This is a genomic window from Streptomyces sp. NPDC088400 (assembly GCF_044753355.1).
Classification (GTDB): Bacteria; Actinomycetota; Actinomycetes; order Streptomycetales; family Streptomycetaceae; genus Streptomyces.
Genome location: NZ_JBIVMZ010000005.1, coordinates 369227 through 381799, shown reverse-complemented (window position 1 = coordinate 381799; position 12573 = coordinate 369227). Strand labels below are relative to the sequence as shown.

At 69.0% G+C, this 12573-nt stretch carries 10 protein-coding genes; 5 read left to right on the top strand and 5 right to left on the bottom strand.

Annotated elements, in window-relative coordinates; translation table 11 throughout:
* The first annotated feature begins 3 nt into the window (after positions 1–3).
* The 5 genes from ACIQD6_RS15795 (at position 4) to ACIQD6_RS15775 (ending at position 7366) form a co-directional block, all read left to right on the top strand.
* Positions 4–2145, top strand: a complete 2142-nt coding sequence (locus ACIQD6_RS15795) for a copper resistance CopC/CopD family protein (RefSeq protein ID WP_401882535.1) — start codon at positions 4–6, stop codon at positions 2143–2145.
* 105 nt (positions 2146–2250) lie between these two features.
* Positions 2251–3504 carry an iron uptake transporter deferrochelatase/peroxidase subunit gene (gene efeB / locus ACIQD6_RS15790; RefSeq protein ID WP_401882898.1) on the top strand — a complete coding sequence of 418 codons (1254 nt, stop codon included), beginning with the start codon at positions 2251–2253 and terminating at the stop codon, positions 3502–3504.
* Between the two features lie 129 nt (positions 3505–3633).
* A complete protein-coding gene (gene pheA, locus ACIQD6_RS15785; RefSeq protein WP_401882533.1) occupies positions 3634–4569 on the top strand; it encodes a prephenate dehydratase in 936 nt (311 codons plus the stop codon).
* A 635-nt stretch (positions 4570–5204) separates the two neighbouring features.
* The gene (serS, locus tag ACIQD6_RS15780) at positions 5205–6482 is read left to right on the top strand and encodes a serine--tRNA ligase (protein ID WP_401882532.1); all 1278 of its coding nucleotides are present in this window, start codon (positions 5205–5207) and stop codon (positions 6480–6482) included.
* On the top strand, positions 6479–7366 hold the full coding sequence (locus tag ACIQD6_RS15775; RefSeq protein ID WP_401882530.1) for an HAD family hydrolase: 888 nt from the start codon (positions 6479–6481) through the stop codon (positions 7364–7366). The genes serS and ACIQD6_RS15775 overlap by 4 nt, the downstream gene beginning before the upstream one ends.
* 405 nt (positions 7367–7771) lie before the next feature.
* On the opposite strand, the gene ACIQD6_RS15770 is transcribed toward ACIQD6_RS15775, so the two are convergent.
* From ACIQD6_RS15770 to ACIQD6_RS15750, 5 genes are all read right to left on the bottom strand, one after another.
* Positions 7772–8467 carry a hypothetical protein gene (locus ACIQD6_RS15770; protein ID WP_401882527.1) on the bottom strand — a complete coding sequence of 232 codons (696 nt, stop codon included), beginning with the start codon at positions 8465–8467 and terminating at the stop codon, positions 7772–7774.
* Between the two features lie 271 nt (positions 8468–8738).
* Entirely contained in the window at positions 8739–9458 is a 720-nt protein-coding gene (locus ACIQD6_RS15765) for an ABC transporter permease (protein ID WP_401882524.1), read from the bottom strand.
* A 25-nt stretch (positions 9459–9483) separates the two neighbouring features.
* Positions 9484–10395, bottom strand: a complete 912-nt coding sequence (locus tag ACIQD6_RS15760) for an ABC transporter ATP-binding protein (protein ID WP_401882521.1) — start codon at positions 10393–10395, stop codon at positions 9484–9486.
* Positions 10392–11405: an ABC transporter permease gene (locus tag ACIQD6_RS15755; protein ID WP_401882518.1), complete on the bottom strand. Its 1014-nt coding sequence runs from the start codon at positions 11403–11405 to the stop codon at positions 10392–10394. The genes ACIQD6_RS15760 and ACIQD6_RS15755 overlap by 4 nt, the downstream gene beginning before the upstream one ends.
* Positions 11395–12537 (bottom strand): ABC transporter ATP-binding protein, encoded by a 1143-nt coding sequence (locus ACIQD6_RS15750; RefSeq protein ID WP_401882516.1) that lies wholly within the window; start codon positions 12535–12537, stop codon positions 11395–11397. Before ACIQD6_RS15750 ends, ACIQD6_RS15755 begins: the two co-directional genes overlap by 11 nt.
* Between the last annotated feature and the right edge of the window lie 36 nt (positions 12538–12573).

Below are 12573 nucleotides of genomic sequence, written 5' to 3'. Positions count from 1 at the left end.
GTCATGAGAGCCATCGCCCCACGCTTGGGAACCGCGCCCCTGGTGCGGCTGCTGCTCGTCACCACGGTGCTGCTCGGCACCGTTCTCACCGTGCTCTCCGGCACGGCGTCGGCGCATGCCGCGCTGACCGGTAGCACTCCCGAGGATGGGGCGGTGGTCGCCACAGCTCCCAAGGACATCACCCTCACCTTCTCCGAACAGATCGCCCTGAGCGACAATTCGATCCGAGTTCTCGATCCTGACAACAAGCGGGTCGACGCCCAGAAGGTCCGCAACCTGAGCGACGGCTCCACCGTCCGGTACGCCGTCGACCTGCGATCCGGGCTGCCCGACGGCACGTACACCGTTGCCTGGCAGGCCGTTTCCGCCGACAGCCACCCCATCTCCGGCGCCTTCACCTTCTCCGTCGGAGCACCGTCGAAGACCGCCGCCGCCGTGTCCGACGAGGAGGCCGGCGGCGGACTGGTCGGCACCCTGTACGACATCGCGCGCTACATCTCGTACGCCGGCTTCATCCTGCTCGTGGGCGGCGCGGCCTTCGTCCTCGGCTGCTGGCAGCGCGGCGCGTCCGTACGCCCCCTGCAACGGCTGGTCGTCCAGGGCTGGCTCACCCTCACCGCCGCCACCTTCGCCCTGCTGCTCCTGCGCAATCCGTACACCGGCTCGGGCAAGCTGGGCGACGCCTTCGATCTCGGCGGACTCCAGGACGTCCTCGCCACCAAGACCGGAGCGGCACTCGTCTCCCGGCTGCTGCTCCTCGGCGCCGCCGCGCTCTTCATCGCCGTCCTCTTCGGCGCGTACGCCAAGCAGAGGACATCCCTGGACGGGGAGGGCGACGAGAGGAAGAACGAGGAGGGGAACAAAAAGGAGGACGGGAAGGACGAGGAGCGGGACGAGGAGAAGCAGGACCTCACCTTCGGACTCGCCCTGGGCGGCACGGTCGTAGCGGCCGGGATCGCGGGCACCTGGGCACTCGCCGAGCACGCCTCGACCGGGATCCAGCCCGGTATCGCCATGCCGGTGGACGTCCTGCACCTGCTCGCGGTGGCGACCTGGCTCGGCGGGCTCACCGCGCTGCTCGTCGCCCTCTACCGGGCGCCGTTCATCGAAAGCGCGGCGGTACTGCGGTTCTCCCGCGTCGCTTTCGTCAGCGTCGTGGTCCTCGCCGCGACCGGGCTCTACCAGTCCTGGCGTCAGGTCGGATCGTGGTCGGCGCTCTGGGGCACGTCATACGGGCAGCTCCTGCTGGTCAAGGTCGGGCTGGTCGCTGTGCTGGTCGGGGTCGCGTGGTTCTCTCGGCGGTGGACAGGTCGGCTGGGGCAGCGGGCTGACGGGGAGTCGGAATCCGGTGCACTCGGCGATACGGGCAGGGAAACGGAGGTCATGGCCGGAGTGGAGGTCATGGCGGGAGCGGAGACCGGAACGAAGGCCGGGGCAGCAGTCGAATCCGGAGCCAGGGGCACGGGCGGAACCGGGTCCGGAGCCAGGGAGGCGACGGAGTCGGAGACCGGGAAGGGGGCCGGGTCCGAGACCGCCGCCGCCGCGACAACCGTCGTCGGTGACAGTAAAAGGGTTACCCAACTCGCCCGCCAGAAAGCCGCACTGGCGTCCGCACGCCAAAAGCGGATACGGGACGCCGACCCGACCCGTACCGGACTGCGCCGCTCCGTACTGGCCGAGGCCGGCATCGCCGTCGTACTCCTCGCCGTCACGACCGCGCTGACCTCCACCGAGCCGGGCCGTACCGCCGAGCAGGAAGCCAACCGGACCGGCGGCACGGCCGCCACCACCCCCGCGAAGGACGAGCCCGTCAGCCTCAGCCTGCCCTTCGACACCGGCGGCCGGAACGGCAAGGGCACCGCGCGGCTGACCCTCGACCCGGCCCGCTCCGGCGCCAATCTGATGCGGGTCAATATCTACGGCCCCGACGACAAGCCGCTGGATGTGCCCGAGGTGAAGGCCTCCTTCACCCTCGTGGCCGAGAAGATCGGCCCGCTGCCGATCGTTCCCCAGCGCGCCGCCCCCGGGCGCTGGACCGCGGACCCCGTACTGCTCCCGATGCCGGGCGACTGGCGGCTTCGGCTGACCGTACGGACCTCCGACATCGACCAGACAACCGTCGACAAGAACGTGAAGATCGGCTGACCCATCGTGAGCGACACCCGGCAGGACCAGCACGGCCGCGACCTCCGTGGCCAGGATCAGGACAACCAGGACCAGGGCGAGGGCGGCCACGCCCCCGTCGCCCGTATCTCCAGGCGGCGGCTGCTCGGCACCGCGGGCGCGGCGGGCGCCACCGGGCTGGCACTCGGCGCGGTGGGCGGAGCCACCGGTTACGCGGCCGGCCGTCCGGAGGAAGCGACCGCGCTGACCACCGTCGGTACGGGCTCCGTCCCCTTCCACGGCGCACACCAGCCGGGCATCACCACCCCGATGCACGCCCGTGGCCATCTGATCGCCTTCGACCTGGCCCCGGGCGCGGGACGGAAGGAAGCCGCCGCGCTGCTGCGCCGCTGGTCGGCCTCGGCACGCACCATGATGGCCGGAGAGCCGGCCGGGAACCACGCGGGAGGCGGGGTCAGCGGCAGTCACGACACCGGTATCGCCCTGGACGCGGGCCCTTCGTCCCTCACCGTGACCTTCGGTTTCGGCCGTACGTTCTTCGACCGTACGGACCTGGCCGGGCACCGGCCCGCCGCCCTGGACCCGCTGCCCGCCTTCTCCGCCGATCATCTCGACGCCGGCCGCAGCAACGGAGACCTCTGGATCCAGATCGGCTCCGACGACGCGCTGGTCGCCTTCCACGCCCTGCGTACGCTCCAGAAGGACGCGGGAGCGGCAGCGAGGGTGCGCTGGCAGATGAACGGCTTCAACCGGTCACCGGGCGCCACCGCGCACCCCATGACCAGCCGCAATCTGATGGGCCAGATCGACGGCTCCGGCAACCCAAAACCGGCCGAGCCCGACTTCGACCGGCGGATCTTCGTACCGGCGACCCCGGCGGCCGGCACCCCGGCCTGGATGGCGGGCGGCTCCTACGCCGTCGTACGACGTATCCGCATGCTCCTGGACGACTGGGAGGCACTCAGCGTCGGCAAGCAGGAGAAGGTCATCGGACGGCGCAAGTCGGACGGCGCCCCCCTTACGGGGGGCACGGAGATGACCGATCTGGATCTCGACCGTACGGACCCCGACGGCAAGCCGGTCATCCCCGCCAACGCGCACGCCCGGATCTCGGCACCGGAGCAGAACGGCGGCGCCGCCATGCTGCGCCGCCCTTTCTCCTTCCACGACGGGATCGCGGCGGACGGGACGCCGGACGCGGGGCTGCTCTTCATCTGCTGGCAGGCCGATCCGCTCAAGGGATTCGTACCGGTGCAGCGCAAGCTCGACCGGGGGGACGCGCTGTCGGTGTTCATCCGGCACGAGGCGAGCGGGCTGTTCGCGGTGCCGGGTGGCGCGCGGGAAGGGGAGTACGTGGGCCAGCGGCTGCTGGAATCCTGAGCCGCGCGCGTCCCGCGTCCCGCTGCGACAGCCGTGGCCGCGCGTCGGGCATCCGTCTGCGGCAGCCCTACGACCTGGGGGTTCCGGAGCCCGGAATCATGAACTCGGTCGGCCCATTAAGGTGACCGTATGTCGGCCATGCGCTACACGTATCTCGGTCCTGAGGGCACCTTCACGGAAGCCGCCCTCCGTACGCTCCCGGAGGCCGCCACCCGGGAACTCGTTCCGATGGTGTCCGTACCGGCGGCTCTCGACGCCGTACGGAACGGGGAGGCCGCGGCCGCGCTCGTACCGATCGAGAACTCGGTGGAGGGCGGGGTCACCTCGACGCTCGACGAACTCGCCTCCGGTGAGCCGCTGACGATCTACCGCGAGGTGCTGCTGCCGATCACCTTCGCCCTGCTCGTACGGCCCGGGACGAAGCTCTCCGACGTGAAGACGGTGACCGGTCACCCGGTCGCCCAGCCGCAGGTACGCAACTGGCTGCGGACCCATCTGCCGCACGCGCTGTGGGAGTCCGCCGCGTCGAACGCGGACGGGGCGCGGCTGGTGCAGGAGGGCCGCTTCGACGCGGCCTTCGCGGGCGAGTTCGCGGCGGCCACGTACGGTCTCGAGCCCCTGGTCAGCGAGATCCACGACGCCGAGAACGCGGAGACGCGCTTCGTGCTGGTGGGGCGCCCCGCGCGCCCGGCGGCGCCGACGGGCGCGGACAAGACGTCGGTGGTCATCTGGCTGGGCGACGACCACCCGGGCGCGCTGCTCGAACTGCTCCAGGAGTTCGCCGTGCGCGGGGTCAACCTGATGCTGATCCAGTCGCGGCCGACCGGAGCGGGCATCGGTAATTACTGCTTCGCCGTGGACGCCGAGGGTCACATCGCGGACCGGCGGGTGGGCGAGGCGCTGATGGGACTGAAGCGGATCTGCCCCAAGGTGCGATTCCTCGGCTCGTATCCGCGGGCGGGGGTCTCGGCGGCGGATGTGGGGACGCTGCGGCCCGGTACGTCGGACACGGCGTTCATCGAGGCGGCGGACTGGCTCGGGCGCAGCCAGGACGGCCGCGTCTGACGCCCGGCGCTTCGCCACCGGGTCCCGCACGACGCCTCACGCCCACGACGCCTCACGCCTCGGGCATGTTCGAGGCCTGCCGTCCGATGCCTGTGGATGTAGGGCAGAGTTATCCACAGGAGCCCTTCTCGACCTGGGGACAAGTCGACAACGCAATCCGACACAGTCGACAAATCCCCCCAGGTGCCCCACTTCCATCCACAGGGCGCTAGGCCGCCCCGTGTCAGCTCAATTCCAGTGATCAACTCGTTGGAGGGAGTAATTCCCACCCAAATGAGTAACTGGAGTGGGTTTGAGAGGGGCGCCTTCCCGCTCGCACACCACCTCGGATCGATCAATCCGGCGATCCACAGATTTCCCACACAGCCTGTGGATAACTTGAGTGCCCCTGTGCATTCCTGTGGACAAGGCGCGCGCCCGACCCGGCCCAAGTCCCGTTCCACACAAGGGAAGTGGGTCAACGCGGTAGCAGCAGAATGACTCGTTCCGGGGAATGGAATCCCCTTTATTGACGAACAGCGAACGACCGACGAGGGATTTCACGACAAGTTTCCCAATCAAGGCAATTCAGACAAAGAGACACGCTTGTTGATATCGAGTGGGGCGCTGTCAGCGCGCACCGGTAGCCTGGTGGGGTGATTGACCTTCGCCAGCTCCGTGAGGACCCCGACCGTGTTCGCGCCTCCCAGCGCGCCCGTGGAGAGGACGTCGCCCTCGTCGACGCCCTGCTCTCCGCCGACGAGCGGCGCAGGGCGTCCGGAGTCCGCTTCGACGAGCTGCGTTCCGAACAGAAATCGCTCGGCAAGCTGATCCCCAAGGCTTCCCCCGAGGAGAAGGCCGAGCTGCTCAAGAAGGCGGAGCAGCTGAAGGCCGACGTCAAGGCGGCGGACGCCGAGCAGCACGAGGCCGACGAGGAGGCCAGGCAGCTCCTCCTCCAGCTCGGCAATGTCGTCCACCCTGACGTCCCGGTCGGCGGCGAGGAGGACTTCGTCGTCCTGGAGACGCATGGCGTGATCCGCGACTTCGCGGCGGAGGGCTTCGAGCCCAAGGACCACCTGGAGCTCGGCGAGTCCCTGGGCGCCATCGACGTCGAGCGCGGCGCCAAGGTGTCCGGCTCGCGCTTCTACTACCTGACGGGCGTCGGCGCCCTGCTGGAGCTCGCTCTCGTCAACGCGGCGATCGCGCAGGCGACCGAGGCCGGCTTCATCCCCATGCTGACGCCGGCGCTGGTCCGCCCGCGCGCCATGGAAGGCACGGGCTTCCTCGGCCAGGCCGCGGAGAACGTGTACCACCTGGAGAAGGACGACTACTACCTGGTCGGCACGTCAGAGGTACCCCTCGCCGCGTACCACATGGACGAGATCATCGACGCCGACAAGCTGCCCCTGCGGTACGCGGGCTTCTCGCCGTGCTTCCGCCGCGAGGCCGGTACGTACGGCAAGGACACCCGGGGCATCTTCCGGGTCCACCAGTTCGACAAGGTCGAGATGTTCTCGTACGTCGACCCGGCGGAGGCCCAGTCCGAGCACCAGCGGCTGCTGGACTGGGAGAAGCAGTGGCTGACCGGCCTCGGGCTGCCCTTCCAGGTGATCGACGTGGCCACGGGCGACCTGGGCGCCTCGGCCTCGCGGAAGTTCGACTGTGAGGCGTGGATCCCCACGCAGGGCAAGTACCGCGAGCTGACCTCCGCGTCCAACTGCGACGGCTTCCAGGCCCGTCGGCTCTCCACTCGTATGCGGGACGGCAAGCAGGTCAAGCCCCTCGCGACGCTGAACGGCACGCTCTGCGCCGTACCGCGCACGATCGTGGCGATCCTGGAGAACCACCAGCAGGCCGACGGTTCGGTGCGGGTCCCCGAGATGCTCCGCCCGTATCTCGGCGGCCGTGAGGTGCTGGAGCCGATCGCCAAGTGAGTACGGGTCCCGCTTCCGCGTCGTCAACCGCGACACCGTCGGCGCCCGCGCCCGCTGGCTCGGCCGAGCCGTCCTCCGCGGGCTCGTTCCCGTACAAGCTCGTCGCGACCGACCTCGACGGCACGCTGCTCCGTGACGACCACACGGTCTCCACGCGCACGCGTGAGGCTCTCGCCGCGGTCACCGCGGCGGGCGCCGCTCATATCATCGTCACCGGACGTGCCGTGCCCTGGACCCGGCACATACTGGACGACCTGGGGTACGAGGGTCTCGCGGTGTGCGGCCAGGGCGCGCAGGTCTATCACGCCGGCGAGCACAAGCTGCTGACGTCGGTGACGCTGGACCGGCAGCTGGCCGGACTGGCGCTCGCCAAGATCGAGGCGGAGGCCGGGCCGCTGGCGATGGCCGCGAGCCGGGACGGCCTCGACGGCCAGGTGATGGTCGGCCCCGGCTACCGGCTGCTGGAGGGTCCGCTCCCGACGGTGGCGGTCAAGGATCCGACGGAGTTGTGGTCGGCCCCGCTCAACAAGGTGTACATCCAGCACCCCGAGCTGGACGACGACGCGTTGGCGCGGGTGGCACGGGCGACAGTCGGCAGCCTGGTGGATGTGGTGATGGCCGGAGCCGGGGTCGTGGAGATCCTTCCGCTGGGCCTGAGCAAGGCCACCGGGCTCTCGCTGGCCGCGCGGCGACTCGGCGTCAAGGCGGCGGACACGATCGCGTTCGGCGATATGCCGAACGACATCCCGATGTTCGGCTGGGTACGGCACGGTGTGGCGATGGCGAACGCGCACGAGGAACTGAAGGCCGTGGCGGACGAGATCACCACGTCGAACGAGGACGACGGCATCGCGGTGGTGCTGGAGAAGCTGCTCCTCGGCTAGCTAGCCGTGTGGGGCCTGGTAACTGGTCCTGCGTCCGGGACTCGTACTGGTATTGAGCGTCCTTCAAACAGGGAGGGCGGGAGGGGCGGCCCGCGCTGACGCGCGCTCGAAGCGGCCGCCCCCGGGCGGTGCCCCGGAGGCCGCGCGGAGTAGTTGGTGGCTACTCCGGAGCCTGCTCGGTGCTGCCCTGCTGGGAACTCGACGGACTCGGAATCCCGGTCATCGCCGCGCTCCGCTCCCGGTCCCGTGGTGTGCCCCCTGACACAACTACTCTGCCCGGGACAGCAGTTCGGTGCCACCGATTATTCGCGGCACGGACCGCACCGGCTTATATCCGACCCGTCCCCGTCCCTGCCCGCAGGAGCGGGAAAGGGAAACGGGTACGGGAACGGGAACGGAAGCAGCTCAGCGGCGCTTACGACCGCGGCGCAGGTCCCTCAGCTGATGCACGACATCGTCCACCCTGGCGTCCAGACGGTTGATGTCGGCCGACATCTCGCAGAGCCGGTTGCCCATGGCAGCGACCACCTTGTTGGTGGCGTCGAGCCGCCGGTCCAGGCTGTCGAGCCGGCACGACATCCGGTGCAGGACCGGCCCCAGTTCCTGAAGCGCGGCCCCGACCGCACCCAGGCAGGACTCGACATTGGTCACGCGCCGGTCGAGGTCCGCGTACCCCTTGCGGAGTTCGTCCTCGGCGTCGAGGAGGTACGTACGGACACAGCGCGCGATGTCGCTGTCCCGAAGAAGCATCGCGATGTTGAGCACTGCTCGTCGGGTGTAGAGCGTGAGCTGAGTGACTGCCTGTGGATAACTTTCCCTCCCGTCGGCAGAACATAGTGACACCATGTCACTATGAAAGCGCCGCAGGTCAGAGCCCCGTAGCACGCGCATCCCGTTCTCTGCGAGCTCAGCTCGATGCCGTACGGTCAACTGCCTGATGACGCCTGTGGATACTTCGAAGTACCGGGACACGTCCTCTGTCCGGACATGGATGCCGTCCGGGAGCATGACCAGAGCCTTGATCTTGTCGAGGGCGTCGATGCGCCCGAGATGTTCGACACGCAGGGTGCGCGATTCGAGCAGAGCACCTTCTGGTGGCATGGCTGTTCCTTCCACTTGTGAACCGATGATGGTCGGCCCTCTCCCCGGGCTTCAGGGGTGGAGGTCGGCTCACGGTGGCTACTCACTCAATGACCGGTGCGGCTATTCGAGCCGGCACCGGCAATCCCCAGTTTCACGAACGCTCGACGTCACGAATTCCAGTTGCCTCCACGCGCCCTGAACAACGAGCCGATAAACGTACAGTTACGCGTCAACCCCCGCCCACCGGGCAGGGGTTGACGCCGTAACGGCCCATGCGCAGGCTGACCGCTCACTCCTCGCCCGCGAGCGTCAGCGTCTTGAGCTTCTGGCCCGCGTACCAGGTCGCGACCGCCGAGACACCCACCAGCAGGCACACCGCCAGGGGCAGTCCCACATCGGAGGTGATCGTGCTCCCGTCGCCGATCCTCTCCGCGAGCGCCAGCGCCCACTGCTGGACGCTGAGCGTCCGAGCGCCCGATACCAGGCTGCCGAAGAGCGTCTCCCAGACCAGCGCGTAGACGAGCCCGATGACCACCGCGTGACGGCTGACCGTGCCGAGCAGCAGGAAGAGCGCGCTGTACGCGATCGAGGCGACGAGCGCCGCGACGGTGTAGGCGATCGCGATCTGCTGGCCGTTGCCGTTGAGTATGTATCCGGCGACGAAGGTCGGAATCGCGGAGAACGCCATGGTCACGGCGATCGCCACGATCAGTTTGGTGAAGACGATGGTCGGCCGCTTCACCGGCTTGGACAGCAGATAGACGATCGAGCCGTCGTCGATCTCGGGCCCGATCGCGCCCGTACCCGCGATGACGCCGATCAGCGGCACCATCGTGGCAAGGGCGAAGCCCCCCAGCACATCCGCCGCGACCTGGTCGTCCGCCCCGTTGAGGATGCGGACGGCGGCCGAGATGAGGATCAGCAGAGCGGGCAGTACGAAGAGGATCGCGGCCCGGCGCCGGCCGAGCAGGGCCCGGTAGGTGAGCCGGGCGACTGTGGGGTTGTACATGACGTCACAGCTCCTTTCAGGCCGCTCAGGCCGCTACGAGATAGGAGAAAACCGACTCGAGGGACTCGTCCGAGGGCGAGACCGTGAGCAGCCGGATGGAGTGCTCACGGGCGACCCGCGGCAGCAGTTCGGTGAAGCGGCCGAAGTCGACCGCCTGGATGCGCAACGCGCCCTCGGCGAGATCCACTTCGATACCGGCCGTCGACGGGTCGGCGATCAGCGCGGCGGCGAGCGCGCGGTCGTCGCTGGACCGGACGAGATAGCGGTGCGGACGGTCGGTCATCAGACGGCGGATCTTGCGGAAGTCACCGGAGGCGGCATGGCGGCCGGCCACGATCACCTCGATGTGCGAGGCGAGTTGCTCGACCTCCTCCAAGATATGCGAGGAGAACAGGACGGTGCGGCCCGTGGCGCCCATACGCCGCAGCAGTTCCATCAACTGCATCCGCTGACGCGGGTCCATACCGTTGAAGGGCTCGTCCAGGAGCAGCACGGACGGTTCGTGGACCAGCGCGGACGCCATCTTCACGCGCTGGCGCATGCCCTTGCTGTACGTCGCGATCTTGCGGTCCTGCGCGTACTCCATCTCGACCGTGGCCAGGGCCTCGTGAGCCGCCTTGGCGCCGAGTCCGTGCAGTTCGGCGTTGGCCACGACGAAGTCGAGACCGGTGAGAAAGTCGTACATCGCCTCCCGTTCCGGCACGATGCCGATCTGCCGGTAGACGGACTCGTTGCGCCAGATCCGCTGCCCGTCGAGGGTGACGGTGCCCGTGGAGGGGGCGAGGAAGCCGGCCATCATGTTGATGAGAGTGGACTTGCCCGCGCCGTTGGGACCGAGCAGGCCGGTGACGCCGGGGCCGATCGTCATCGTGACGTCGTTGACGGCGACCACATTGCCGAACCAGCGCGAGGTGTGGTCGATATTGATGATGGTCACAGCCCGACCTTCCGGTAACGGCGCATGAGAACGGCGTACGAGCCGAGGACGAGCGCGAGAACGACCAGCAGATAGACGACGCCCACGCCGGCCGAGGGCCCGGCCTCGCCCGGGAAGGACGAGGAGGCGCCCAGGAAGGCGGTCTGTACGCCGTCGATGAGCGTGACCGGCGAGAAGAGACCGATCCACTGGACGGCACCGATCCTGTCGGAAGCCCAGGCGATCCCCTGGAGGGTGGAGACCGCGCCGTACGAGATGGTCAGCGTGGCGATCACGGCCGCGACGCCGAAGCCGCGGCGCGGGGTCAGGGCCGCCATCACGAGGCCGAGCCCGCCGAAGAGAAGAGAGAGCAGCGCCACCGACACCATCCCCTGTGCGAATCCCTTGGTCTGGTCGACGAAGTCCATCTTGGCGAGCAGGGCGCCGACGTAGAGGATGACGAGCGGCACCCCGGTCAGCACGAACAGGGCGGACGCCATCGCGCCGTACTTCGCGAGCACGTAGTCGACGCACTCGATCGGGCGCGAGAAGTAGAGCGGCACGGTCTTGAAGCGTAGATCGCGCGAGACCGACTGCGGGGCCTGCGCGGCGAGATAGAGACCGACGACGGCCTGCGTGAAGATCGCGTAGCGCGTGTATTCGAGGGGCAGGCTCTTGAGGTCGGTGGCGACGGCGACCGCGACGACAATCGCGGCGGGCAGGCACATCACCGCGAAGAGGATCATCGGCAGGACCTTGGACTTGGCCGAGCGGCCGAGTCCGTACGCGCCGCGCAGCGACTGCGAGTAGAGGGACCGGCGGGCGTAGGCCCGGCCGAGCCGCAGGCCGTCGTAGTTGCGGTAACCGATGTTGTGGATCCGGGTGGTGTCGCTCCCGGCGCCCGTACCGTTTCCGGCGCCCGTACCACTTCCGGCGCCTGCACCGTTTCCGGCGGCTGTACCGTTTCCGGCGGCTGCGGGGTTTCCGGCTCCGCCCGTGGTTCCGGCTCCGAGCTCAGCTTCAGTGTTCATCGCGGGCGCCTCCCTTCTGCGTTGCGTACGGCGCCGAGTCCGGGGCTGCCGCGTGCGTGGCCGCCGAGTCCGTGCCCGCCGGACCGGCGGCGTGGCTCTCGCGCGGTGCGTGGGCTCCGTGGGCCGCCTCGGCGGTCTGCTGCGAGCTGAAGACCTCCGCTATGTGGTGGCGCCGCTGTTCCATCCGTACGAGCCCCAGGCCGAGTTCGGCCACGGTGTCGCGGACGATGTCGTACGTCTCCTCGCCCGTGGCCTCGACCAGCAGGATGTGCCCCGCTCCGGGCAGCCCCTCCTCCATGCCGGGGTGGAGCGTGATCCCGGCCGCGGCGAGGGATTCGCGCAGGACGCGCGTGCCGTCGGGGTGCGTGTCCGTGTCGGTGACCTCGACCGCGAGCGTCGTGGTGATCCGGGTGAAGTCACTGGTGGAGCTGGAGCGCAGCAGCTTTCCGCCGTCGATGACGACGACGTGGTCACAGGTGCGTTCGAGTTCGCCCAGGAGGTGCGACGTGACCAGGACGGAGATGCCGAAGTCGGTGTGGACGCGACGGATCAGGCCGAGCATCTCGTCGCGGCCGACCGGGTCCAGGCCATTGGTCGGCTCGTCGAGGAGCACCAGCTGAGGGTCGTGGACCAGCGCCTGCGCGAGCTTGACGCGCTGCTTCATCCCGGTCGAGTAGCCGCCGATGGGGCGATATCGCTCCTCGTAGAGGCCGACATGGCGCAGGGTGTCGGCGGTTCGCTCGCGGGCCGCGGTCGGGGGGAGCCCGGACATGCGCGCCATATGTACGACGAACTCGGTGGCCGAGACGTCCGGTGGCAGACAGTCGTGCTCGGGCATGTATCCGACGCGCTCACGGATGGCGCCGCCGCTGGTGGCGACATCGAGCCCGAGCACCGAGGCCCGGCCCTCCGTGGCGGGGGACAACCCCAGCAGGATCTTGATCATGGTGGACTTGCCGGCTCCGTTGGCGCCCACCAGGCCGGTCACACCGGGTCCGATGTCCAGGGAGAGCCGGTCAAGCGCGGTCACCCGGGGGAACCGCTTGCTCAGGCTTTCGGTCGCGATGACAGTCACGGTACGAAGGTAGGCGCGTACGCCATGGGGAACGTCAGACCAGACGGCTGTATCCATGTCAGCCTTCAGGCGTACGGGCCCGTAAGGGGCCGC